Annotated in this window: 25 protein-coding genes and 1 tRNA gene; 13 read left to right on the top strand and 13 right to left on the bottom strand. The window is 67.4% G+C overall.

Features of this window, described 5'->3' with window-relative positions; all coding sequences use genetic code 11:
• Positions 1-231: 231 nt before the first annotated feature.
• Positions 232-1,095 (top strand): sulfurtransferase, encoded by an 864-nt coding sequence (locus EA472_RS09140; protein WP_124191203.1) that lies wholly within the window; start codon positions 232-234, stop codon positions 1,093-1,095.
• Between the two features lie 252 nt (positions 1,096-1,347).
• Here the strand turns inward: EA472_RS09140 and EA472_RS09135 are convergent, their stop codons facing one another.
• Positions 1,348-2,604 carry a hypothetical protein gene (locus tag EA472_RS09135; protein ID WP_124191202.1) on the bottom strand — a complete coding sequence of 419 codons (1,257 nt, stop codon included), beginning with the start codon at positions 2,602-2,604 and terminating at the stop codon, positions 1,348-1,350.
• Positions 2,605-2,750: 146 nt separating this feature from the next.
• Between EA472_RS09135 and EA472_RS09130 the strand changes: the two genes are divergently transcribed.
• Together EA472_RS09130 and EA472_RS09125 are read left to right on the top strand one after the other, a co-directional pair.
• Complete coding sequence (locus EA472_RS09130) at positions 2,751-3,140, top strand: DCC1-like thiol-disulfide oxidoreductase family protein (RefSeq protein ID WP_124191201.1); 390 nt, start codon at positions 2,751-2,753, stop codon at positions 3,138-3,140.
• 43 nt (positions 3,141-3,183) lie between these two features.
• A complete protein-coding gene (locus EA472_RS09125) occupies positions 3,184-3,687 on the top strand; it encodes a cupin domain-containing protein (protein ID WP_124191200.1) in 504 nt (167 codons plus the stop codon).
• Positions 3,688-3,755: 68 nt separating this feature from the next.
• On the opposite strand, the gene EA472_RS09120 is transcribed toward EA472_RS09125, so the two are convergent.
• The 4 genes from EA472_RS09120 to EA472_RS09105 form a co-directional block, all read right to left on the bottom strand.
• On the bottom strand, positions 3,756-4,340 hold the full coding sequence (locus EA472_RS09120) for a hypothetical protein (protein ID WP_124191199.1): 585 nt from the start codon (positions 4,338-4,340) through the stop codon (positions 3,756-3,758).
• Between the two features lie 110 nt (positions 4,341-4,450).
• Positions 4,451-5,911 carry a WD40/YVTN/BNR-like repeat-containing protein gene (locus tag EA472_RS09115; protein ID WP_124191198.1) on the bottom strand — a complete coding sequence of 487 codons (1,461 nt, stop codon included), beginning with the start codon at positions 5,909-5,911 and terminating at the stop codon, positions 4,451-4,453.
• 120 nt (positions 5,912-6,031) lie between these two features.
• Entirely contained in the window at positions 6,032-6,322 is a 291-nt protein-coding gene (locus tag EA472_RS09110) for an Hsp20/alpha crystallin family protein (protein ID WP_124191197.1), read from the bottom strand.
• 205 nt (positions 6,323-6,527) lie between these two features.
• Entirely contained in the window at positions 6,528-8,066 is a 1,539-nt protein-coding gene (locus EA472_RS09105; RefSeq protein WP_124191196.1) for a sulfatase, read from the bottom strand.
• Between the two features lie 162 nt (positions 8,067-8,228).
• On the opposite strand from EA472_RS09105, the gene truA reads away from it, so the two are divergent.
• From truA to EA472_RS09085, 4 genes are all read left to right on the top strand, one after another.
• Entirely contained in the window at positions 8,229-9,038 is an 810-nt protein-coding gene (gene truA / locus EA472_RS09100; protein ID WP_124191195.1) for a tRNA pseudouridine(38-40) synthase TruA, read from the top strand.
• Between the two features lie 114 nt (positions 9,039-9,152).
• A complete protein-coding gene (locus tag EA472_RS09095) occupies positions 9,153-9,896 on the top strand; it encodes a DNA polymerase sliding clamp (RefSeq protein WP_124191194.1) in 744 nt (247 codons plus the stop codon).
• Positions 9,897-10,273: 377 nt separating this feature from the next.
• Positions 10,274-10,954 (top strand): helix-turn-helix domain-containing protein, encoded by a 681-nt coding sequence (locus EA472_RS09090; RefSeq protein ID WP_124191193.1) that lies wholly within the window; start codon positions 10,274-10,276, stop codon positions 10,952-10,954.
• Between the two features lie 88 nt (positions 10,955-11,042).
• Positions 11,043-11,369, top strand: coding sequence for a HalOD1 output domain-containing protein (locus tag EA472_RS09085; protein ID WP_124191192.1), 327 nt, complete (start codon positions 11,043-11,045; stop codon positions 11,367-11,369).
• A 131-nt stretch (positions 11,370-11,500) separates the two neighbouring features.
• Here the strand turns inward: EA472_RS09085 and EA472_RS09080 are convergent, their stop codons facing one another.
• The gene (locus EA472_RS09080; RefSeq protein WP_124191191.1) at positions 11,501-12,373 is read right to left on the bottom strand and encodes an alpha/beta fold hydrolase; all 873 of its coding nucleotides are present in this window, start codon (positions 12,371-12,373) and stop codon (positions 11,501-11,503) included.
• A 227-nt stretch (positions 12,374-12,600) separates the two neighbouring features.
• Here EA472_RS09080 and priL point away from each other — a divergent pair, with 227 nt between their 5' ends.
• On the top strand, positions 12,601-13,686 hold the full coding sequence (gene priL / locus EA472_RS09075; RefSeq protein ID WP_124191190.1) for a DNA primase regulatory subunit PriL: 1,086 nt from the start codon (positions 12,601-12,603) through the stop codon (positions 13,684-13,686).
• A gap of 121 nt (positions 13,687-13,807) precedes the next feature.
• Here priL and EA472_RS09070 read toward each other — a convergent pair whose 3' ends face one another.
• The 3 genes from EA472_RS09070 to htpX all read right to left on the bottom strand — a co-directional run bounded on the left by EA472_RS09070 (position 13,808) and on the right by htpX (position 15,470).
• The gene (locus tag EA472_RS09070; protein WP_124191189.1) at positions 13,808-14,164 is read right to left on the bottom strand and encodes a hypothetical protein; all 357 of its coding nucleotides are present in this window, start codon (positions 14,162-14,164) and stop codon (positions 13,808-13,810) included.
• Positions 14,165-14,205: 41 nt separating this feature from the next.
• On the bottom strand, positions 14,206-14,469 hold the full coding sequence (locus EA472_RS09065; RefSeq protein WP_124191188.1) for a DUF7472 family protein: 264 nt from the start codon (positions 14,467-14,469) through the stop codon (positions 14,206-14,208).
• Between the two features lie 119 nt (positions 14,470-14,588).
• Positions 14,589-15,470: a zinc metalloprotease HtpX gene (htpX, locus tag EA472_RS09060; RefSeq protein WP_124191187.1), complete on the bottom strand. Its 882-nt coding sequence runs from the start codon at positions 15,468-15,470 to the stop codon at positions 14,589-14,591.
• Between the two features lie 483 nt (positions 15,471-15,953).
• Between htpX and EA472_RS09055 the strand changes: the two genes are divergently transcribed.
• Positions 15,954-17,153 (top strand): 60S ribosomal export protein NMD3, encoded by a 1,200-nt coding sequence (locus tag EA472_RS09055; RefSeq protein WP_124191186.1) that lies wholly within the window; start codon positions 15,954-15,956, stop codon positions 17,151-17,153.
• Entirely contained in the window at positions 17,146-18,288 is a 1,143-nt protein-coding gene (locus tag EA472_RS09050; protein WP_124191185.1) for a class I SAM-dependent methyltransferase, read from the top strand. The genes EA472_RS09055 and EA472_RS09050 overlap by 8 nt, the downstream gene beginning before the upstream one ends.
• Positions 18,289-18,526: 238 nt before the next feature.
• On the opposite strand, the gene EA472_RS09045 is transcribed toward EA472_RS09050, so the two are convergent.
• Entirely contained in the window at positions 18,527-20,344 is a 1,818-nt protein-coding gene (locus EA472_RS09045) for a helicase C-terminal domain-containing protein (protein ID WP_124191367.1), read from the bottom strand.
• A gap of 247 nt (positions 20,345-20,591) precedes the next feature.
• On the opposite strand from EA472_RS09045, the gene EA472_RS09040 reads away from it, so the two are divergent.
• A tRNA-Gly gene (locus EA472_RS09040) sits at positions 20,592-20,679 on the top strand.
• A gap of 228 nt (positions 20,680-20,907) precedes the next feature.
• Here the strand turns inward: EA472_RS09040 and EA472_RS09035 are convergent.
• A complete protein-coding gene (locus EA472_RS09035) occupies positions 20,908-21,153 on the bottom strand; it encodes a DUF7561 family protein (RefSeq protein ID WP_124191184.1) in 246 nt (81 codons plus the stop codon).
• 154 nt (positions 21,154-21,307) lie between these two features.
• Here EA472_RS09035 and EA472_RS09030 point away from each other — a divergent pair, with 154 nt between their 5' ends.
• Positions 21,308-22,333, top strand: a complete 1,026-nt coding sequence (locus EA472_RS09030; RefSeq protein ID WP_124191183.1) for a YkgJ family cysteine cluster protein — start codon at positions 21,308-21,310, stop codon at positions 22,331-22,333.
• Between the two features lie 202 nt (positions 22,334-22,535).
• Here the strand turns inward: EA472_RS09030 and EA472_RS22465 are convergent, their stop codons facing one another.
• Complete coding sequence (locus EA472_RS22465) at positions 22,536-22,709, bottom strand: DUF5786 family protein (RefSeq protein ID WP_165874861.1); 174 nt, start codon at positions 22,707-22,709, stop codon at positions 22,536-22,538.
• Between the two features lie 101 nt (positions 22,710-22,810).
• On the opposite strand from EA472_RS22465, the gene EA472_RS09025 reads away from it, so the two are divergent.
• Positions 22,811-23,818, top strand: a complete 1,008-nt coding sequence (locus EA472_RS09025) for a DUF5784 family protein (protein ID WP_124191182.1) — start codon at positions 22,811-22,813, stop codon at positions 23,816-23,818.
• Between the two features lie 135 nt (positions 23,819-23,953).
• Here the strand turns inward: EA472_RS09025 and EA472_RS09020 are convergent, their stop codons facing one another.
• The gene (locus tag EA472_RS09020; protein ID WP_124191366.1) at positions 23,954-24,241 is read right to left on the bottom strand and encodes a DUF5789 family protein; all 288 of its coding nucleotides are present in this window, start codon (positions 24,239-24,241) and stop codon (positions 23,954-23,956) included.
• Positions 24,242-24,247 lie beyond the last annotated feature (6 nt).

Below are 24,247 nucleotides of genomic sequence, written 5' to 3'. Positions count from 1 at the left end.
TCCCCTGGGTACCGAGCTGGTGGCAATACTTGCCCCCGCCGCCCGAATATGTTGGCGTTTCGAAACACACGCGTGACGGTGGTGGGTATAAAACACTGGACGTGGACGGAGGGTGATCTCGGCCGTCGGACCGCCGTCCGAGGTAGCGGCAACCATCTCCGTGACGGTCGAGCGGCGTCCGAATTGTCCGCATCGAGAGCCACTATGACCGTTCCGCCCGTCCGGTCGAGTATGGCAACAGAATACGCCAACGACGTACTCGTCACCGCCGACTGGGTCGAGGACCGACTCGAAGAGTTCCAGAGCGACGACGCCGACCTCCGCCTCGTCGAGGTCGACGTCGACACGGAAGCCTACGAGGAGGCACACGCCCCCGGCGCGATCGGCTTCAACTGGGAGACGCAACTGCAAGACCAGACGCGACGCGACGTCCTCTCGAAGGAGGACTTCGAGGACCTGCTGGGCAGTCACGGCATCAGCGAGGACTCGACGGTCGTCCTCTACGGCGACAACTCGAACTGGTTCGCCGCCTACACCTACTGGCAGCTCAAATACTACGGTCACGAGGACGCCTACCTGTTGGACGGCGGCCGCGAGTTCTGGCTCGAGAACGACTACCCGACGACCGACGAGGAACCCGATTTCTCGGCGGTCGAGTACGACGCCGCCGGCCCGCGCGAGAACGTCCGCGCCTACCGCGAGGACGTCGAGAACGCGATCGAACGCGGCGTCCCCCTCGTCGACGTCCGCTCGCCCGAGGAGTTCAGCGGCGAGATCCTCGCCCCGCCGGGACTGCAGGAGACCGCCCAGCGCGGCGGCCACATCCCCGGCGCGAAGAACATCTCGTGGGCCGCGGTCACCAACGACGACGGCACCTTCAAAGACCGCGATGAACTCGAGGAGCTGTACGCCGAGGAGGGAATCACCGGCGAGGAGACGACCGTCGCCTACTGCCGCATCGGCGAGCGCTCGTCGGTCGCCTGGTTCGCCCTCCACGAACTGCTCGGCTACGAGGACGCCGTCAACTACGACGGGTCCTGGACCGAGTGGGGTAATCTGGTGAACGCCCCGGTGGAGAAAGGCGAGGCTGAGTGAACGCAGTGAACGAAGCCTCGTAGCGGAACGGGGAGGCGAAGCCGACCCGTGGAGAAAGGCGAGGCCGAGTGAGCGGAGCGCGGTTCGGAACGACCGCAGGGAGTGAGAACCGCAGAAATGCGAGCGGCGCAGCCGTGAGCAACGCGAACGAGGCCTCGAGGTGAAGCGGGAAGCGAGCGACCCGCGGAACGGACGAGCTTCGATTATCCCGTTCGCGTTCGATGAATCTCGACTCGCGCTCGAGTCGATGCCTCACACCGGTTCGCGAAGCGCCCACGCGTCCTCGAGCGGCTCGAGGCGGTGGGGTTCGCGGCCGCGCTCCGTGAGGATGCCGGTGTGATACAGCATCGTCTTGAGCTGGAAGACCGTGGGCGAGTGATAGACGGAGCCGTCCTCGAGCGCCGACGGACGGAGGTTGCCGTCCCGAGTCAGGACGCGGCTGCGCACGCCGTCGTCGCCGCGGACGAACAGCTCGACGGTAAACGTCGGGTGGAGTTCGTGGAGGTGTTCGACGAGGTCGACGAGCGACGGCTCGGGCTGCCAGTCGTCGTGCATCGTCTGGAGTTCGGCGACGAGCAGTTCGGTCGCCGGGTAGGCGAAGACGACCCGGCGGGCCAGCTGTCCCCACTCCGGCGCTTGCTCGACGAACCGGGTGCGCGAGCGGTACCACTCCTGGAACTCCTCGAGTGCGGCCTCGACGGAGCCACAGCGGGCGAGCGCGAACCGGACGACCTCCCGGCCGAGCGACGTCAGTTCGACGGCGGGGCCGTCCTCGAGTAGCCCCAGGAAGGCGGCCCCGCGCCGGGCGTCGTCGACCGCGTTGACCACGTCGTACGAAGCGAGCAGCGACGCGGTGTCGCCGTCGGCGTAGTGTGCGAGCGGGTAGCCGAGGTAGTTTTTCGGGTGGTTGAGCCCGAACGATCGGTCCGCGACGCCCTGTGCGCCGGCCTGGAACCGAATCGCCGTCGTCTCGGAGGTGGTCCGATTGCCGACCGCCCGCGGTACCTCGAGGACCGAGACGTCACCTCCCGGATCGACGCCGAGGACGCCGACGTTCAACTGCCGCGCGAGCGTCCGGTCGGTCGCGGAGATGGCCTCCGCCGGCGCGGCGAGGTAGACGGCGTTGGCCTCGTGGAGCCGGTCGTAGGCCTGGACGATGCCGCGGTGGGTGTCGACGCCGTCGCTCGCGTACCCCTTGGCCTCGACGGCGACCAGCGGCGGCTCGTCGCCGACGCGGTCGACGGCGAGCAGATCGGACTCGAGTCGTCCGACGCCGACGAGGTCCGGATACCCGCCGCCCACGCGCACGTGGTTGAACGGGGCGAGACGGTCGCGGACGTCTGGATCGATCGGCCGCCCGGGTCGCCACTCCTCCTGAGCGAACTGCGTGTCCGCGACGGCGTACGCGGGAGCGTCTCGCGTCGCGTCGTCCGTCGCGTCGGGAAACAGCCGCCGTTTGGTGTGGGCGAGCACGTGCGGTTCCGAGAGCGACCCGGCCGCGCTGCTCATGGTTTCGTCTCGAACAGGCCGATCAATAATCTTCCGGCGCGACGGAGCGTCGTCCTGTCTGGATCAGTGGAGCCGAACGACGACCCCGGCGGAGCCGTCGAGCCGCCGGGGCCAGTGGTTTGTATCCGCGCCTCGTACGGTCCCCCATGGCCGAGCTCACGCTCGTCTACGACGACGACTGCGGCTTTTGCACCTGGTGGGCCGAGTACTTCGACGAGCGGACGGACGTGCGCATCGTCGGCTACCGCGACCTCACGCCGGAGTTGCGCGAACGGCTTCCCGAGGAGTACGACTCCTGTTCGCACCTGGTCGCCGCCGACGGCGTCTACTCCTGTGGCGCGTCGATCGAGGAGGCGCTCGTTCGCACCGGCGTCGCTGCTCCGCTCCCGGAAGTCGCGAGTTTCCTTCGTAACTTCGAGGATTACGAGCGCCTGCGCGAGCAGGGGTACCGTTGGGTCACGAACAATCGCGACCTGCTGGGACGGGTCCTCTCGAAGACGCCGCCGGCGAGGCGAAATCCCGAGCGCGAGGGGTGACGACGGCCGAACGATTTTGGTCGTGACCGCCGAATCGACCCGCATGCGCCGCGTTTCGATCGAGGACGTCGATCCCGAGCCGTACGAGGAGAGCCTGCACGCCGACCGCCGCCCGCTCTCGGACCCGCTCGACACCGATCACGTCGCGATCACGCGCTACGTCCTCGAGCCGGGCGAGCGCTTCAGCGGGTCGGTCCACGCCCACGCGGACCAGGAGGAAGTGTTCGTCGTCCTCGAGGGGGAGGCGACGTTCGACGTCCGGCGAACCGACGGCGACGCCGGCGAGATTGTCGTCTCGGAACACGAGGCGATCCGGTTCGCTCCCGGCGAGTTTCAGTCCGGACGAAACGCCGGCGACGAGCGCCTCATCGCGCTCGTGCTGGGTGCACCTCGGGCGACCGACGACGTCCGCATCTCGCGAATTCCGGTTCTCGACGACCGCGACGTCTCGTGTCCCGACTGCGGCCACGACAGCATGCGCGTCCCGACCGATCCGGACGCGCCGCTCGAGTGTCCGGTCTGCGACGGGACGCTGGCGCTCGAGTGACGCGCATACGGTCTGTCGTCCGTCGGTACCGACGCACCGGTGACCGTTTCCGGGATCGCCGGTAGCTGTTACGAGAGCCGGTCCCAGTCCGCTTCGAACTCGGCGACGAACGCCTCCAGTTCCTCCTCGTTCTCGGCGACGATCCGAAAGGAGCCGTCCCACTCGCCTTCTCGCATCGCGTTCGCGAGCGACTCGCCGATCCCGTAGGTCCCGATCGGGTCGTCGCCGGCGTAGGTGACGAGTTCCCGTTCCGCGGGCGACTCGAGCGCCCCGACCGACTCGAGCGTGGCGACGAAGTCGTCGGCAGCCGATTCGGCGAAGACGAGGGGGACGTAGTGGGTTCCCCGTCGTTCGTCGAACGCGGGCGAACCGATCTCGTCGACGTCGCCGTACGTGGCGAGGGTCAGTTCGTCGTCACCATCCTCCTCGACGATCGTCACGAGCGGCGCGTCGGGATCGTCGGGAGCGTCCGGATCGAGACGGCGGCTCGCGTCGTCGGTCGCGTCGCCCCCGTTCGGACCGCCAGCGGCCCCGTCGGACCGTTGTCCGTCCGCGTCCGACCCGTCCGCTCGGCTCGTATCCAGCGCGTCGAGGCAGCCGGCTGTTCCGACGACGAGGGTGCCGGCTGCCAGAAGCTGTCGGCGGGAGACCATGTTTGAAACTTCGTTGAGGTGTCATAAGTGCGTTATTATCCGCGGTGGCGATCGATCGCGACGGCGGTGGATCGGAACCCGCCTTCGTGTACTGCCGTCGATGCGAGCACTTACCGGCGTCGTCGCTCGAGGATGGCCCCCGCTTCGCCGACGGCGACTCCCCGTTCCCGTCCGAGCGAAACGGCCCGGAGCGAGACGCCCCCGGCCGCGTCGACGCGTTCCCACTCCGTTCCGTCCGACGGGCGCTCGTGAACCGCGCCGTCCGTTCCGCAGACCGCGATTCGGTCCGGCGCGCTCGAGATTCCCGACGGTTCCGCGTCGGCGACGCGCTCGGGCGTCCACGTCGCGCCGTCGAAGCGGTGGACGACGCCGTCGTCGGCACACAGAAGCGGTGTCCCCTCGTCGTCCGTCGCGACGCCGGTGAGCGTCCCGTTCGCACCCTCGAGGCCGATCCGTTCGAACGACTCCCCGCCGTCGTCCGTTCGGAACGCGCCGTCGTTGGTGTCACAGCAGTAGCCGGTCGAGCCGCCGGCGAGGACCACGCCGCTCAGGCTGGAGCCGCCGCCCGGTTTCACAGGCTCGTTCCACTCGAGGTCGCCGTCCCGGTAGCGTCCCCGGAGCACCTCGCCGGAGCCGTTGATCAGCAACACCGTCTCGTCTCCGGCCGGTCCGCCGACGGCGACGCCCAGCAGGTTGTCGGTGCGATCGCGGGGTGCCGTGTAATCGACGTGGCGGCCAGAGTCGACGTCGAGTCGTCCGAGCGCGCCGCCGTCCCCGGCGACCCAGACGATTGCGCCGTCGTCGGTCGCGTCCGCGCCGCGAAGGTCGTCTCCCGCGGCCGCCGGTCCGTCTTCGAGGACGACGGACCAGGAGTCCGTTCCGTCGTCGGAGACGACGACGCCTCCGCCTCCGACCGCGTAGGCCGCGCCGGACTCCGTGACGACGGCGCCGGTCAACGTCGTCTCGACCGGCGCGTCGATCGGCTCCCAGTTCACGGAGTCGTCGCCTTCGGTGACTGCGGCGTCGTCGTCAGTCGGCGCTTCGCCGCCTTCGTCCGCCGAACTGCCGTCTTCGGACGAAAAACCGCCACCGTCCGTCGGAGACGCGCTCTCGCCGCCGCCGTCGTCCGCTCCGTCTCCCCCGGTGACGTTCCCCACTCCGTTCGGTTCGCGGGCGGCCGATCGACCGCGTTCTCGAGCACCCTCGCGTTCGGTCGCGTCCCGGTCCGTCGTCCGCTCGAGTTCGTTTCGGCTGTCCTCGCGCGCGGCCGTTTGGCTACGGTTCCGTTCGGCTTCGCGCCCGCGCTCTCCCTCGTCTCGCTTTCGACGTGATTCGCCGCCTTCGTCCGCCGGAACGTCGCCGGACGGCGTTCCGGCACCGCCGACGTAGAGCGCCAGCGGCGGAACGACGTACGAGGCGAGCGCGAGCACGACGAACCAGCGGTGGACGATCGTCAGCGTTCCGAACGCGGTCAGTCCGGCCGTCGCGACGGCGTGGACCCAGGTCTTCGTGTACCGGCGGAAGAACGGAACGAACCCGTCGTCAGAACGGCGGGCGGAGCGAGTGGACATTGCGGCGGTGAGTGCCGACCGGGGAGCGTCGCTGACGAGTCGTCGGTCGTACCCGACGGGCGAGCAAAAGACTGCTGCAGGCGATCGCGTCCGCTCGAGGGCGAACGGCCGTCTCCTGCGTTACGGCCTCGGTCGTCCGGCCGTCCCGACGGTTACGGTGAGAATCCCATTGGTGAGGACGGCGCTGCGCTCGTCGGTGAAATACTGCCCGGACGGGGAGGGGAACGTTCGGTCGTACTCGCGCGCGTCGGTTCGGATCCTGATTCGGACGCGACTCGAGCCGGCCTCGACGCGGACGTCGTCTGCGGTCGCCGGGATGGCGTCGACGACGAACGCGACGCGGTCGCCGTCGCGATCGTGAACGATCCGCGTTCGAAACGCTCCGGTGCGGGCGAACGTGGAGGGTGACACGGCCCCACGTTCCGACGGGATCCGGAAACCCCTGTCCGTGCACAGTTGTTCGCTTGACGTGGACGCGGCCTCCGCTTGCGAGGGATGCCGGAGAACGACGCTATCGAACGATCCGCGACGCCTAGTGGCGGTCCAAGTCTGAACTGATGAGCGAAATCATGCGGTGGGGTCCGATTTCGCTCATCAGTCGACGCTTGGAACGGTACTAGAGGTAGCCGAGGTCCGCCAGCCGCTCTTTCGTCCCCTCCCGCATCGCGACCGCTTCGCCCGACTCCGCCGACTCGAGCGGATCGAACCGCTCCTCGAGTCGCCGTCGAAGCGACCGTGCGCGTTCGGGCTCGTCGTCGCTGACGTCGGTCCGCTCGAACGGATCGGTGGGCAAGTGGTGGAGCCGTTCGGAGCCGTCGTCACCCCGAACGTACTTGTACTCGGCAGTGCGCACGGCCCGCAGTCGCCGGTCGAACTTCCGAACGCGATTCGGGATCTCGCCGAATCGGGCCTCGAGGCGCTCGATCGACGGCTGGGGCGTAACGTACTCGGCGAACACCGCGTTCCGGGAGGCGTCGCTCGATTCGGGGTGGGCCGAGCGGGCCGACCACTGCTCGCGAAGCGCCGGATCGTCGACGCCGACCGCCTCGAGGAGCGTGGCGGGGAGGTCGAGCAACTGGACGAACTCCTCGCGGCGGTCGCCGCCGGTGAACGGCCCGCCGTGGAGGACCAGCGGAACGTGAACCAGCGTGTCGTAGAGGTTGTACTGGTGGCCGAAAAAGCCGTGTTCGCCGATGTGTTCGCCGTGGTCGCCACAGACGACGAACAGGGTATCGTCCCACTCGTCGCGTTCCTCGAGCGCGCGTCGAATCTCGCCGAGCTGATCGTCGACGTACGCTAGCTCCGCGCGGTACAGTCCGCGAAGCATCGCGAACTCGCGGTCGGAGATGTCGTAGTCCTCGCAGTCGTACGCCCGCGGATCCTGGCGGATCGCCGTTGCCTCCTCGTAACTCGCGCCGTCGGGGAGAAAGCGCTCCGCGTACCGCCGCGGCGGGTCGTACTCGACGTGCGGTTCGATGAAGTTACAGAACAGGAAAAACGGCCGGTCGTCGTCGCGGGTTTCGAGCCAGTTTTCGATCCACGCCGTCGACCGATCCGCGCCGTCGTCGCCCGCCGGCTGGAAGACCTCGCTGTAGAGGATGTTGGCCGCGTTGACCGCCGGATTGCCGTCGAACAGTCGGTTTCGCGTCGCCTCGAGCTTCTCGCGGAGGTCCTCGCCGCGGACGACCGCGCCCATGTCGGCGTCGGACTGGATGTACTGCCAGCCCTTTCGCAGTTCGTCGAAGCCGCGGTCGAAGCCGAACTCCTCGGTGAGCCAGGTGTTGTTCGAGACGCCGACCGTCCGAAACCCCGCGTCGGAGAACGCCTCCGCCAGCGTTCGGAGGTCGGGATCGAGAAACGTGTTTCCGCCGTGCGTGCCGTGTTCGGAGGGGTAACACCCCGTGAACAGCGACGCGTGGGACGGGACCGTCCACGGAGCCGTCGAGAAGGCGCGTTCGAACGTCGTCCCCTCCGCAGCCAGGCGGTGTACCGTCGGGGTCGTCGATCGATCGATCCTGCCGGAACGCGTTCCGTCTCGCTCGCTCGAGCCCCCGGGCAGGTCGACGCTCCGCGCCCGCGCGGTGTCGAGAACGACCAGAACGACGTTCCGAACGGTTTCGTGTGACTCTGAATCACGTCCACTAGATTCGTCCATCGACGCAGTACTCCACTTCACTCGGGGAAGGCCCCCGGCCCGGAGAATGCAGGGAATTGACGGCATTTCCGTTCGAGACCGACTCGGCGGCTCGATCCAGCGCCGTCTCCGATCTCGGTCGACGACGCTAACACGATCGGCGTCCTCGGATCGAGTGAACCGATGCCTACGCGCGCGTTCCGGATCGCCTACGACGGTACCGATTACCGCGGCTTCCAGCGCCAGCCCGACGTCGAGACCGTGGAGGACGCGATCTTCGACGCCCTCCGCTCGCTCGGCGTCCTCGAGTCCGGGGCCGGAAAACCGGCGGGGTACGCCGCGGCCGGTCGAACGGACGCCGGCGTCTCCGCGCTCGCTCAGACGATCGCGCTCGACGGACCGGACTGGCTCGCGCCGCGGGCGCTGAACGGCGAGCTTCCCGCCGACGTCCGCGCGTGGGCGTCCGCCGACGCTCCCGCCGACTTTCACGCGACCCACGACGCGACTCGTCGCGAGTACGCCTACCACCTCCACGCGCCGGCCGTCGCCGACGATCGGTTCGCGGCCGCCTGCGCGGCGCTGTCGGGCGAGCACGACTTCCACAATCTCACGCCCGACGATCGACACACCGTCCGATCGCCGACGATCGAGGCGACCCGCGACGGCGACTACCTCGTCGTCACCGTAACGGCCGGCGGCTTCGCCCGCGAACTGGTTCGACGGCTCGTCTCGCTCGCCCGCGCGGTCGGCACCGGGACGGCCCCTCTCGAGAAGGTCGATCGGGTGCTCGAGTCCGAGCCGCTGCCGGGCCACGAGGGTATCCAGCCCGCGCCGCCGGAGCCGCTCGTGCTGACCGACGTCGTCTACCCCGACCTCGAGTTCACGATCGATCGGGAGGCGACCGAGCGCGCTCGAGCGGTGTTCGAAACCCTGTCGATCGAGCGCCGGACGAAGGCGCGGGTCGCGAGGGCCGTCGTCGACGGGATCGAGTGACCGACGCAGTCGGCGGGGGGTGGATCGGATCGCCGTCGCAGCCGCGGTGAGACGCCCCTCCCGCTCGCGCGTAAAGGGTGCCTTTTTATGGCAACCGTCCGTACCCCGACGCATATGTTCAAGGCCATCGTGAGCGCGGAAACGCTCACCAGCGCGCTCGACTCGGTGAGCGTGCTGGTCGACGAGTGCAAGATCCACCTCGAGGAAGGCGGGCTGGAGATCCGTGCCGTCGATCCCGCCAACGTCGGGATGGTCGATCTCTCGCTCGACGCGGCTGCGTTCGAATCCTACGAAGCCGACGGCGGGCTGATCGGCGTCGACCTCTCCCGACTCGAGGACATCGCCGGCATGGCCGAATCCGGCCAGCTCATCCAGCTCGAACTCGACGAGGAGACCCGAAAGCTGCACATCCAGATCGACGGGCTCGAGTACACGCTCGCGCTGATCGATCCCGACTCGATCCGCCAGGAGCCGGACATTCCGGACCTCGATCTCCCCGCCGAAGTCGTCCTCGAGGGAAAGGACGTCAACCGCTCGGTGACCGCCGCCGACATGGTCTCCGACCACATCGCACTCGGCGTCGAGGAGGGCGAGGAGTACTTCTACGTCGATGCGGAGGGCGACACCGACGACGTCCACCTCGAGTTGACCCACGACGACCTGATCGACCTCCAGGTCGGTCCCGCACACTCGCTGTTCTCGCTCGATTATCTCAAGGACATGAACAAGGCGATCCCCTCGAACACCGAGGTCACCCTCGACCTCGGCGAGGAGTTCCCGGTCAAGATTTACTTCGGTTTCGCGGAGGGTAACGGCCAGGTCACGTACATGCTCGCGCCGCGCATCCAGAGCGACTGAGACGGATTTCCGCGCCGGTTGACCGTCTGATACGGATTGCTGTACCGATTTACCGGCGCACCTGCGACCCGGGCGGCGGGTGCGCCGGTACTGACTTACAGTAAACCGTCTGAATCGTCGCTCGCAGCGTCCGGCTCCGAGTTCGTCCGGATCGCGTTTTCCGACTCGAGTTCCGCCGGTCGACTCCCGCGTTCCACGCAGCGTTTCGGATGCCATCGGATCGAACCCGTCCACTACTCTCTGCGAGCGCGTCCAACGGCTGGTAGTACCGGATTGTGCGGCCGCTTCGATCGGGAAGTACGTTGTTACTTCGTGATCGTCACGACTCGTGACCTGTACCCCCGGATTTATACCGTCCGTTCCCGTCACGGAATTGCATGGCTACGCTCGTCGAGTTCACCGTTTCGGCGGACGAGTTTCCTCTTGGCGAACTGTTCGCGGCGCTTCCGGGCGTTTCGGTCGAACTCGAGCGAATCGTCCCGACCGACGAATCGCTGTTTCCGTACGTCTGGATTCGCGGGGCCGACCGCGCCGACGTGGAGTCGATCCTCGAGACGTCCGGCGCGACGAGCGAGTTCACGCTCGTCGACGACCTGCGCGATCGAGGGCTGTTGTACAGGGCGCAGTGGGACCCCGAACTCGACGGACTCGTCGGCGCGATCGCCGACTCGAACGCGACGTTGCTGTCCGGGACCGGCAAACGAGATCAGTGGACCTTCGGCCTTCGGGTCGACGATCACGCCGAACTCGGCGCGTTCCAACAGCGGTGTCGCGACCACGGCGTTCGCATCTCTGTCGCGCGCTTGCAGCCGCTCGCGTACACCGACGCGGACGAGTCCATCACGCCGGCCCAGTTCGAGGCGCTCGAACTCGCGTTCCAGCGCGGCTACTTCGACGACCCGCGCCGGGCGACGCTTGCCGAACTCGCGTCGGAGCTCCACATCACGCGACAGTCGCTCGCGGGTCGGCTCCGGCGCGGCCACCGGAACCTGCTCGCCGGCGTCTTCGACCACGGCGGGCAAACGCTCGAGAGCGCGCCGTCGTCAATCAACGATTAGCCCGATTCCTCCGTCCCGGAACGGTCGATACTTAATGATGCTACATAGTAAGGATAGGACCTACCGGTACAGGACCAGTAGTGAGGGTATGCCCTCGGTCGACGACTCCGCTGATGCCCCCGATTCCCGGGACAGCTACGTGACGACCTTCGATCCGACGCTCGACGATCAGCCGAGCGACGCGGTCGTCTCGGCTGTCGCCTCGCTCGTCGAACGAGATCCGATCGAACTGACGCCGCTGTACGAGGCGGTCGAACCGGACGCGCTCGATACGCTGGTCGAACACGCCCAGGAAGCCGACGGTGCCGGAACCCACCAGGTGTGGTTCACCTACGAGGGATTCGACGTCGGCGTTCGCAGCGACGGCGAGGTCCGCATCCGCGATGGGACGTCGGTCGCGAACTCGAGCGCCTGATCGACGTCCGTTTCCGTTCGTTTTCGCCACGCGCCTCGCCGCTTTGCTCCTTCAACGCCCGTTTCTCGGCGCGCGCTCGTCCGGTTTCGACCGCCGACGGCCAGGTGCGGCGATCGCCGCCGACTACCGACTCACTCGTGGTCCGCGAGAAACGACCGCACCGCCTCGTTGACGCGGTCTGCCCCCTCGAGAAAGACGCAGTGGGAACCGCCCTCGACGAGTTCGAGCCGCGCGTCCGGAATCGCCTCCGCGAGCAGCCTGGCGTTGCCGGCGGGGACGACGCGGTCGTCCGTGCCGTGGACGACGAGCGCCGGAACCCGGATTCCGCCCAGCTCCCCGGAGGCGTCGAACCCCGACATCGCGGCGAACTGCGCGTCGAGGGCCGCACCGCTTGCATCCTGTTCGAGTCGCCACTCGAGGATCCGATCCATCAGGTGCGGGTTTCGGTTCGTGAACCGCTCGCCGAACGCGGGTCGCATCCGGTAACGGAGCGTCTCTCGCTCGCTCGCTCCGTCGGGCGTTCCGAACAGTTGGGCGGTCGTTTCCTCGGGGACCGAAACCGCGTCCGGCCCGCCGTGGCTCGTCCCGACGAGCGTCAGCGTCTTCGCCCGGGAGTACTCGAGGGCGTGGCGCTGGACGATCATCCCGCCGAGATCCGCGCCGACGAGGTGGGCGCGTCGCACGCCGGCGTCTTCGAGCACGGCCTCGAGGTCGGCCGCGAGGCCGTCGACCGAATACCCCGCCAGTTTCGATACGACGGGCGCGCGGAGCCGTCGAGGGAGTCGGGAAACGAGCGGTGGGAGACCGGCGTCCGATCGACCGGTTCCGCGCGTGTCGGGGGCGATCACGTCGCGCTCGGCCGCGACGGCCTCGCGCTGCCAGCGCCACATCCACCGCCCGAAGCCGAGTCCCTGGACGAAGACGATCGGATCGCCCGCCGGATCGCCGTCGCACTCGTCGTACTCGTAACAGATCGACACGCCGTCCCGCGTCGCCCGTGGCATACTCGAGGCGACGTGTCGGATCCCCTTGAAATCGATCCTCGAGGCGGGTTCGTCCGCGTGGCCGCTCGCCGACCGTCGGCTCCGGCGTAACGAGTTGTTACCGGCCCCAGCGCGTTCGATCGGCTCGCGTCGACCAATTCTCGCCTCGTGGGATCGTCCGGAGACGTCGGACGAGCCCCGCGGAGCAACCAGCGCGTTTATCCCGACGGAGTAACATCGGATTACCGATGCAGCGACTGCACGCCCGGTACCCGTTCCTCGAGGCGGCGCGGGAGACCGTGGCGACGGAGGCGGTCGATCTCGCCACGATCGTCGAGCGCGAGGACGAGGTCGTCGACCGCGCCCGTCAACGGGTTATTACCGCCATCGAGGACGGCGAGACCGGCGAACCGCACAGGGATACCCGCGTCGAGCTGCTCTCCTATCCGGTCGCGCGGGTACTCGTCTCGATGGTCGACGAGCGCGTGCTCGTTCGCCGGTACGCGCGGGCGGAGGCCGAAACCGCGTTCGAGCGGTTCGCGGCCGACCGCGAGCGAACGACCGAACTGAAAAGCGTCGAGTCGACCGGGATCGACCTCGAGGAACTGCTCGCTGAGTTCGACCTGACGGACGCGATCCGATCCGATCCGGACGGCGGATATCTGGTCGACGTCGGCGCGTATCTGCCGCTTGCGGCGGACCTGTGGGGCGACGAGTGGCGGCTGGTCAATCGGCCGCTTCGCCGAGGGAACGTTCCCGTCGGCGAGACCGAACTGCTTGAACTCGTTCGGGAGGCGATTCGCGACCGCATCGAAGACGGCCTCCCCTTCGAGGTCCCCGAATCGATCGCCGGCGCGCTCTCGTCCGACGTCGAGGAGATCCGGGCGGTGCTCGCTGATTTGGACCTGACCCGCGAGATCGACACCGTCGTCCCGGACCTGTTCCCGCCGTGTATGAAGGCGCTGCTCGACGACGTTCAGAAGGGCGAGCACCTCCCTCACCACTCCCGGTTCGCCATCACCGCTTTCCTGGCGAGCATCGGCATGGAAACGGACGAGATCGTCGACCTCTACCGCGTGAACTCCTCGTTCGGCGAGGAGATGACCCGGTACCAAACCGACCACATCCGCGGCGAGACGTCCCCGACGGAGTACTCGCCGCCCTCGTGTGCGACGATGCAGTCGTACGGCGACTGCGTGAACAAAGACGACCTCTGTGAGCGCATTCCGCACCCGATGGCCTACTACGAACAGCGGATCGACGACGCCGACGACGACGAACTCGAGGACTGGCGCGAGAGCACCGCCGGCGAAACGGAGTCGGCGGGCGACTGATCGGGCTGGCGTCCCTGGCGCGACCGCGACTGTTCTGCGGTTCACCGGTACCGGCTTCCGTCGGTTCGTTCGATCCGTGCGATTCGGTGGAACCGACGCGTCTTCTTGCTTGGCCGGTCGGTCACTCCCGCGACGGGTCGTCGGAGAGCTCGTCGGCCCGCTGCTGGACGTCCGCGAGTGCCGCTTCTTGCTCGCTTCGAGCGAGTCCGCCGGATTCGACGTGTCGTCCCTGATACTGTCGGTTCGGGATCGCGTTCCAGACGCTCGAGTCGTCTTCGTTCGTCGAATCGCTCCCTCTCGTCGCGCGTCGCCACAGGACGACGACCCCGAGAAGGACCGCGAGACCGACCAGCGCGGGCAGCGAAACGAGGCCGACGGATCGCGCGAACAGCGACGACCCGATCAGTACGACCGCGAACCCGAGGCCGAGGCGCCGACCGGGGGAGCCGGCGCTCGGATCGCTCGTGGAAGAATTCATACGGTGCCTTCGTCGTGGCGACGAAAAACGATACCGACCGCTCAGGCCGGACTTTGCGCGTCGGCGTCCTCGTCGTCCTCGAGGCCCGCGCCGGGTTCGTTCAGCAGGAACGCGAGCCCGATGCCGACGGCGGTGAGCAGGAAGACGAAGCCGACGATGGCTCCGACGAGAAGCTCCGCGCCGTCCGGCGTCAGGACCCCGTTGTCGCCGCCGTAGGTCGATCCGATGTGGAACATGACTCCGAGCATCAGGAAGATGGCGGAGACGGCGACGACGATTTCGATGAGTTGCTCACGGTCGAGCATGGATTGCGATTTCTCCGGCCGGATCAAAAGCGCTTCGAAGGGCTCGCGCCGCGACGATCGTCGGCTCGCGACGAGTGGACCGCCGCCGCGAGACGGCACCTGTCGATTTGGCGTCGCGGCTACGCGGCGGCCATCTCGCGCTCGAGTTCGCGAAGCTGTTCGATGCGCCGTTCCGTCGGCGGGTGGGTGCTGAACACTCGACCGACGACGCCGGACTTGATCGGGATGATGAAGAAGGCGTTCATCTCCGCCTCCTCGCGCATGTCGTCTTTCGGAACCTGATCCATCCGCCCGGAGATCTTCATCAGCGCCGAGGCGAGCGCGGCGGGGTTGCCGGTGATCGCCGCAGCGCCCCGGTCGGCCGCGTACTCGCGGTACCGCGAGAGCGCCCGGATCAACAGATAGCTGATTATCCAGACGACGAGCGAGACCAGGATGGCGACGACGATTCCGCCGCCGCCGCGTCCCCGGCCGCGACCGCCGCCGAAGAACGCGCCCCAGCGGACCATCATGAACGCGATCGTCGAGAGGAACGAGGCGATGGTCATCACCATCATGTCGCGGTTTTTGACGTGGGCGAGCTCGTGGGCGAGCACGCCGTCGAGTTCGTCCCGGTCGAGCGTGTTCATCAACCCCGTCGTCACCGCGACGGCCGCGTTTCGCTGGTTGCGTCCGGTCGCGAACGCGTTGGGAACCTGCGAATCGATCACCGCCACCTTCGGTTTCGGGAGGTCGGCCTGCTGGGAGAGTCGCTCGATCGAACCGTGTAGCTGCGGGTACTCGTCGGCCGACACCGTCTTCGCCCCCATACTCCGGAGCGTGAGCGTGTCGCTGAAGTAGTACTGCACGAGCGAGAAGCCGCCGAACAGCAGCGCGAAAAAGAACGGTCCGCCACCGGTGTAGAGGGTGATCGCCCCCGCGAAGACGATGTACAGCACGAACAGCAGAAACATCGTCAAGAACATTCGAAACCGGAGCCCCCAGTCCGCCTGCCAGTTCATACTCGAGGCGTACGCACCCCAGTCAAATAAGCGCCCTGACGAGTCGGCGGCGACTCGAGGCGGCGACCGCCGGAACTCTCCGCTGACTGATCGTTTTCCGAGCCGCGCCGCCGAACCCCTTCGTTTCGCATGGAGACCTTGCGACGTGGCGACGTCTGACACGCCCCACTCCCGAACTGTCTGACGAGCGTCTGACACTGGCTCGCGATCCCGGGCCCCGCACCCGAAGCGCAGGGCTGACGGACTTCGTGATCGAAGGTGGGCGGTGAAAATCGACCGACGAGATCCGGGTCGAAATCTCGAACCGAACACGATCGGATTGGCGTCGGTCGAATCGAACCCCCCTGTTTCGCCTGGAGTTGTCAGTTTCTGAAAATCGATCCCGGGGCGATCCTCGCGGTGCGGGCCGTCGCCGGTTCGTCGACGACGCCCGACCGGGGAGAACGGTCGGTTTAACTCCCCCAATCCCCAACCGGGGATACCATGAGTGAGTCGCGTGCGTTCTGTCCCCGGTGTGGGGATCCGGTGCCCGACCGGTCGGAGAGCGACGCAGCCGACCCGCTCCGACCGGGTACGGAGGTCGATCTCTGCGATTCGTGTTACTTCGACGACTTCGAGTTCGTGGACGTGCCGGACCGCATCGACGTCCGCGTCTGCGCCCAGTGTGGGGCCGTCTATCGGGGGAACCGGTGGGTCGACGTCGGCGCGGACGATTACACCGACGTCGCGATCGAGGAAGTCAGCGAGGCGCTCGGTGTCCACGTCGACGTCGAGGACGTCGCCTGGCAGGTCGAACCCGAACAGGTCGACCAGAACACCATCCGGATGCACTGTTCCTTTACGGGTGTGGCTCGCGACACGCCGGTCGAAGAGCGAGTGACGGTCCCGGTCAGGATCGCACGCCAGACCTGTACCCGCTGTGGCCGCATCGCCGGCGACTACTACGCCAGCATCGTCCAGATCCGGGCGGAACGGCGGACGCCCACGACCGAGGAGGTCGAGCGAGCGAAAGAGATCGCGAACGCGACCGTCGCCGAGATGGAGGCGACCGGCGACCGAAACGCGTTCGTCACCGAGATGACCGAGACCGACGACGGCCTCAATATTCGGGTCTCGACCAACAAGATCGGAAAGAAGATCGCCAACAAGATGGTTCAGGAGTTCGGCGGCACGGTCAACGACGCGGAGACGCTCGTCACCGAAGACGAGGACGGTAACGAGGTGTACCGGGTCACGTTCGCCGTTCGGCTCCCGCCGTACAGGCCTGGCGACGTCATCGACCTCGCGGACGACGACGAGGGGCCGGTTCTCGTCCGAAGCGCCCGGGGCAACCTCAAGGGCACCCGAGTGCGCACCGGCGAGCGATACGAGGCGAGCTACGAGGAGGGAAACTCCCCCGAGGCTCGAAAGCTCGGTGAGCGCGAAGACGCCGTCGAGGCGACCGTCGTCGCCGTCGAAGACGACAACGCCGTCCAGGTACTCGATCCCGAGACCTATCGGGCGAAGACGGTCTCCCGCCCGGATTACTTCGACCCCGACGCGGAGACGGTTCCCGTTCTGAAGAGCCGTGCCGGCCTCCACGTTCTCCCCGATCCGGAACCGGACGCCGGTACCGACGTCGCCGCGAGCGAGCCGTACGATCCGTACGCGAACCAGCCTGAGGACGACGAGACCGATGCGTGAGGAATCGGACGGGGACGAGACCACGCTCGAGTCGACTCCGATCGAAGCGGCTCCCGACGCCCCGCTCGCGGTGATCGTCGACAAACCGCGTACGGAGACGACCATCGAGTCGCTTCGCGCCGAGGGCGTCTACGACGACTCGAGGCGGATACGCGAGGACGGTCCAGACCGGGTGGCGTTGCCGGTTACGGAACCGCCGTCGGAGACCGACGTGCTCGAGGTCGTTCGACAGGTCGACCCCGAACCGCGGAGTACGGATCTGGAAGATCTGCTCGCCGAGCGCGGGTGGGACGAGGACGCCCTCGCCGCCGCGCCGGGGTCGTGGGCGGTGATCGGCTCCGTCGTCTTGGTTTCTGTTCCCGACGGCTGTCCCGACGAGATGGAACTGGCCGAGGCGCTGCTCGAACTCCACGGCGAGGCGGACAGCGTCCTCGCGGACGAGGGGATCGCAAACGAGGGAGAGGCGGGGACGTACCGCGAACCCCGGACCCGGCTGCTCGCCGGCGCGTCCGACACCGAGACGATCCACACCGAACACGGTACGCGCTACGCGCTCGACCCCGCGGCGGTGATGTTCTCTCCCGGAAACCAGGCCGAGCGCGCCCGGATGGGCGACCTCGAGACGGCGAACGAACGCGTCTTCGATATGTTCGCCGGCGTCGGCTACTTCACGCTGCCGCTGGCCCGCACCGGCGCGCGGGTGACCGCGGCGGAACTGAACCCGACCGCCTTCCGGTACCTGCTCGAGAACGCGGTGCTGAACGGCGTCGAGGAACGCGTCGACGCCTACATGACCGACTGTCGAGAACTCGCGGGCGAGGTCGACGCCGACAGGGTGGTGATGGGCTACTACGGGAAGGCGACGGCGGCGACCGATTCCGGTACCGAGTCGGACGAACCGCGAACCGACGAAGCCTACGAGTTCCTTCCGGCAGCGCTCGATGCGTTGGTTCCCGGCGGCGTGGTCCACTACCACGAGGCGACGCCGGAACCGCTCCTCTGGGATCGCCCGCTCGAGCGACTCGAACGCGCGGCGGCCGACGCCGACCGGGAACTCGCGGTGCTCGACACCCGACGCGTCAAGAGCCACAGCGCGGGCGTCGCACACGTCGTCGTCGACGCTCGGTTCGAGTGACGACGACCTCCCGACTGCCGGCGGTCGTGACATTCATGCCCTCGCAGTGTGTGCACTCGCGTATGGATCGAAATCAGCTCATCGCGCTCGTCTTCGCGTTGCTCATGGTGACTTCGATGATCGCCTGGGGCGCGCTGGCGGCGTTCTAACCGCTCTTTCCTCTCAGAACCCCTCGTCTCGCTCGTTCGTCGAGCGCCGGTGGAACGTCGGCGATTCGATCGACGATCCGTTTTGCCGCTCAGCCGTCCGTCTCCCACACGTCGGCGAGCGGACTCGAGCGGGACGACCGCCTCGAACGCCCGCGGCTCCGGCCACGAGACCGCTGGCCGGAGCCGGCCGTCGAACCGTCCGCTGAGTCCGTCGACGTCCCGTCGAGCGCCGCTTGCGGATCGAACGCCGGAAGCTCCGGTCGGCCGGTCCGATCGACCTGGGCTTCGAACCAGTCGGGCATGTCCGTCCGTGCCCGCTCGAAGAGGTCGAGCAGGCTCGAGTCCGCGAGGTAGGTCGCGCCGTAGTCGTCGGGCGCGCGGACGACCCGTCCGCAGGCCTGGATGACCGTCCGGAGCGCCGACCGGTAGTACCACGCCCACTGGCCCTCCTCGAGTCGGTGTGCCACCCGCGAGTCGCCGGTGTTGAGGAAGGGCGCTTTACACAGCACCTGGAACCGACAGAGATCGCCCTTCAGGTCGAGCGCTTCTTCCATCTTCACCGAGAGGAAGACGTCCGGATCGTCGCTCGCCTTCCAGGCCTCGAGGTCGGCGTCGCGGTCGTCGCGGTCGTGGGTCCGGATCCGGTCGCCGACGCCGAAATCCCGAAGGAGCGTCGCCAGTCGCTCCTGGATGTCGTAGGAGTGGGCGTGGACGAGCCCCTTCTCGTCGGGGTGGCGTTGCATGATCCGAACGATCGCGCGGGCGATCTTCGGCGTCGTCTCGTCGCGGCGCTCGTAGGTCATCTTCCCCTGCGTGACGTCGTACAGCGGCCGGTTTTCGACGGGGAAGGTGTGGCCGACGTCGACGAGCGCGACGGTTTCGGGTTCCAGCCCGACCTGCCGACAGAACGCCTCCTTGTTCAGGATGGTCGCGGATAGTAACGCGAACCTGTTCCCCCGGCCCCAGACGGTGTGTGCGAGGTACTTCTCGGGGTTCATCGGCTTGATCGTCAACGGGCCGCCCTGGCCGCCGGCTCCGTCCGCGTCGCTTCGATCGTCGCCGCGGGCGCTCGACGGCTCGGACTGATCGACCAGCCACGTCGTCGGACTCTCCGGATCGCGGTAATCCGAGACGAACCACTCGAGTTCGCCGATCAGCTCCTGGAGCCGGTCGCGCTCGCGGACTTCGCCGGGCGTCAGCGACTCCTGTGCGAGCAGTTCGTCCTTGCGGCGGCTGCACGTCCCGGCGAGGTTCTCCGCGTACCGAACGGCCCGCTCGGTCCGATCGATCTCGGGGACGCGAAGCTCGTCCCAGAACGGCACAGTCCGCGGCCCCAGCTGGATCGTCGCGTACATCTCGGCCCACTCCGCGAGACCGTGGGCCTCGTCGACGACGACGACGTCGCGCTTGCGAAAGACCTCGCTGCCGGCCGTCTGCATGAAGTACGCGAGCGTCATCGCGGCGATCTCCCTGTTCGACGCGATCGCGCGGTCCGAAAAGTACGGACAGCGGTGCTGGACGGAGCAGTCGTAGCCGCGCTCGCGAACGCAGGGGGCCTGGTTGACGGGCGTGTTTCGCTCGTCGGGGAGGATGCAGGTGTAGTTCGACTTCCCGCGGATGACGTTGAGATCCGAGAGCAGGTCGTCGGTCGCGACGTCGTCCAGTTGCGACACCTGCGGCGTCGTGTAGTACGCGCCCGACGCCTCGCTCGGTTCGGCCTCCTCGACGGTGCGCGCACAGCCTGCGACGGCTCGAGCCAGCAGGGACTTACCGCTTCCCGTCGGCGCGCGCACGAGCACGACGTCGTTGCCGGCCGCGAAGGCGTCTCGAATGTCGCGGAGGGCTCGCTCCTGGTTCCCGCGGTAGCTCGGCGCGGGAAACTCCTCGAAGATCCGCTCGGGGTTCACCGTTCGAGTCACCGACCGGACGCGTCCTAAAGGCTACGAACCGTCGCTTGCACTGTGAACGCGTCGCCGGTTCCGCGGTCGATCCGGCTCGTCGTCGCTCGACTTTGACGTTCGCTCTAGGGTCAACGCGTCGTCGATCGAGAACGATGGACGGCAAACGGGCTAACGACGGTCGGGGTATAGGTGCCGGCTACCCGCGGGTAATCGACTGATTACAAATACGAACTCCGCCGTCGACTCGACGTGCGGAAGGGTCGCTCAGCGGTAGAGCACCGCGGTGCCGTCAGGCCCGCGGCGGCGTTCAGCCTCGTGGCGTTCAAATCCCACCCCTTCCGCTCGCGGTCGGTACGGATTGCTGTACGTCGTCCCCGTGCAACCGCAGACGGTTCGCGGTTGCGCCGGTCAACCGTTGTCGCAATTCGAAACGACCGTTTGCGGCCTCCGTCGACGCAGTCGGTCCCCGTCGTGTCCGGGGTGATCGTGGTTCGCCGTCTCGCTCCTGTGGGCGCCTCCCGTTTTTCGCTCCGTCGACGATCGCCGCGGCTCTCGGCCGACGTGCGGAATCAGCGCGCGCCGAGCGTCGAGGTCTCCTCGTCGACCCGCTCGAGTCGCTCGACGTCGTCGTCGGTCGGCTCGTCGGGCAGCGCGGCGAGACACGGATAACACAGCATGTGCGACGTTCCGTCCTCGAACTCGAGGGTCATCGCGGTTCCGTCGCTGCCGTCGTCCTGTCCGAACGTCCAGACGTTTTCCATGCCGCCGGCGACCGACACCGGCCGACCGCAGCCGTCACAGGAGTCCCGTGCCATACGCGGCTCTCGGTTCCGGACCGTGAAAGTCGTTCCCCCGTCGGCTCTCCTCGGTCAGTCGCACTCGACCGTCGCAGGCGGTTTCGAACGATCGTCCGATCGTGCGTCGAGCGCCGGCTGTCCGTATTTAGGTCGTGGCGTTCTACGTCGGCGCATGGAGGTGAACTGTGCGGGCTGTGCCGGCTGCTGTCTCGACTGGCGGCCGCTGCTCGAGACGGACGCGGACGAGCACAGCCGATCGCGGGGTCGTATTCGCGACGAGGGAGACGCGGTCGCCAGAGATCCCGTCGACGACGATCCCAGCTTCGTTCCGCTCACCCGCGACGAGGTTCGAGGATTCCTCGAGCGCGGGATGGGGGCCGCGCTGACGCCCCGGTTCTGGCGTGCTCGAAGCGAGCGGGAGGCCGTCGAGGTCGACGGACGGCCGATCGCCGCGATCGCGGACCGACCCGCCTTCTTCGTCGGCCTGCGGAAACCGCCCAAGCCCGTCGCCCCGTTCGGTCGGGAGCGACCGACGTGGCTGCCGGCTTGCGTCTTCCTCGATCCGGCGACGCTCCAGTGTCGAATCCACGATGGCGATCTCTTTCCGGACGAGTGCGGCGCGTATCCGACCTACAACCTCGCGCTCGACCGCGAGACCGAGTGCGAACGCGTCGAATCGATTTTCGGCGGCGAGCGATTGCTCGAGGAGGATCTCGACGACGCGGACGAGGACGTCCTCGACGGGCTGCTACTCGGGACGGCGGCGATCGGGGAGAAGCTGTTCTGTCACCCCGATCCCGACGACCTCGAGGGGACGATCGAGCGCCTCGCGGCGGACGAACTCACGGTCGAGGACCGCGCCGAGACGATCGCCGTCGCGGCCGCCTCGAGTCCGGGAACGCTCGCGATCTCGGACCACCACTACGAGCGCGCGGTCGCGAGCGCGGTCGAATCCAGCGCCGCCGCTCCGAGCTCGCTCGATTCGGACGACGCCGGCGACGGTTCGACGCAATCCGACACCGGCGAGCGATCCGCTCCGCAGGCGGACGGCTCGTGGGTCGCCGGCGCGATCGACGCGTGGCACCGACGACACGCGAACGCGGGCGGCGAGACGCCGCCCCCGACGATCGCGGCGACGATCGAAGAACGTCGCGGCGCTCCGGAGACGCCGGGCTGGGACGATCTCGAGGCGGAGTGATACGGACTGTTGTCCGTCGGTACCGGTGAAACCACGAGACGGTCGCGGTCCCACCGGTAAATCGGTGCGACAGTCCGCCCGAGGCGGTCCGCCGAACGAAGCGGCCGCTCGCGCCGGCCGACGTCGAACCCAACGCCCTTGGAGGCGCTCGAGACGACCGGCTACTCGTGGCGAGAACTCGCAAAAGCCGATGGAGCGAGCACTAGTTCGACTTGATCTCTTCGAACTTGTTCAGGAGCGCTTCCGCAGAGTCGCCGGAATCGTACTCGACCTGTCCGTGGTAGATCGTCCGCTCGTCGTCGAAATCCGCATCGACTCTCGAGGCCTGCTGTTCGCGGCGCTCGTGTTCGTCTTCGTCATAGGCACCCATTGACATGGTAGCTATACACACTGTAGGCTGGTGACGCATATCAATGTAACGGTTCATCATACCGTTCGCCTCGTAAGACGTATGCCGGCCTGGACCGTACTCCAGGTGTGGCACGGCCGCTTCGCTTTCGTTATTCGCCCGCGACCTGGAGTGAGCAACGAGTTCGACGGAAGATTCTTCAACCGCTTCGATCGAACATCGGCGCCACCGCGGTGGCGCCGATGTTCGACATCGGCGCCGACTGGGAGACCCATCGCTTCGAGATGCAAAACGGCGACGTCGCGCTCTTCGCTCGTAGCGACGACGACGCCTACTGGATGGGCAACACCGAAACGCCCTCGTCGCTGTGGAAGACCGACAAGTTCGGCTGGAGGGAAGTTCCCTACCACGTCTCTCGGTGGGCCCAGCGGGAGCTACTCGCGACGCTCCACGAGGAGGATCCGTGGCTGGCCGACTACCCGCACCTCTCGTGGTTTTTCCTGCCGGTGTTCATGTCCAAGGACGGACGCGAATCGACGCGCGCGTTCTTTCGCGAACACGCCGCCGGCTTTCCCGACGCCGGCCGTCGGGAGACGACGCGCTTTCTCGAGCGGTTCCTCGAGACCGGTGCCCTCGACGAGTACCGTCACGTCATGTCGGGGAAACTCGGCACCAGCGATCACGTCGACCGCGTTCGCATGAGCGCGGCGATCGGCGAGTTCGTCGCCGCGAAGATCCTGACCGACGCCGGCTACGACGTCGTTCCGGAGATCGAGGTGACGACCGGTCACTCGCTGGACTATCGTGCGACGGACGACGAGACGAACGTTCTCGTCGAAGTGACCCGTCCGCAGCCGCCGAAGAATCGCTCCGCCGCCGGCCCGGTCGCCGCGGTCCGGGACACCGCCGAAACGAAGGTCAACGGTCAGCTGGCAGCCCACGGCGGCGGCGCGGTGCTGTTCGTCGATTGCTCGAGCTTCCGCGACGACGTCTGGAACGCCGTCCGGAGCGAGCGACCGGACGTCCGACACCGACCGGCCGTCGTCTACCGCGCCCGGCCGAACGGCCACGTCGAGGGTTACCGGAAGGGATCGGTTCCGCTCGAGTTCGACGGAACGATCGAGTTTCTCGACTAGCGGTCGGTTCTGAACGGCCCTCTCGCTCGCTTCGAGAGCGATCTCTCGAGGTTTCGAGCGGCGTGCTCGGGTGCGTTTCATCGATACGTCGATCGATCGGTCGAAGAACGTCGATCGAGAGAACGGCGAACGGTTCTAGAACGAGACGGCGTCGGGCGAGTACGGGCTTCCGACCGGCGTCGGATCGCGGTCGCTGTATCCGACGCGGCCGATCGCCTTCCGACTCACCGCGGTGTAGACGGCGAACCGGGCGTCTTCCGGCGTTTCGAAGGTTTCGGACTCGAGGCGGGCGAGTACATCTTCGACCGACTCGGTTCCGTTGGGGAGTTCGAGGACGCGGTCGCCGTACGCCTCGATCAGTTCGTCGGTCGTCGCGGGGTAGTCGTGGTCGTCGATGACCTCGCCGGTGCCGTTGAGCAGCATCACACC

Source organism: Natrarchaeobius oligotrophus (genome assembly GCF_003841465.1).
In the GTDB taxonomy this organism is placed as follows: Archaea; Halobacteriota; Halobacteria; order Halobacteriales; family Natrialbaceae; genus Natrarchaeobius; species Natrarchaeobius oligotrophus.
Note: the sequence above shows the minus strand (reverse complement) of the source record. Positions and strands in the feature narration are given on the sequence as shown.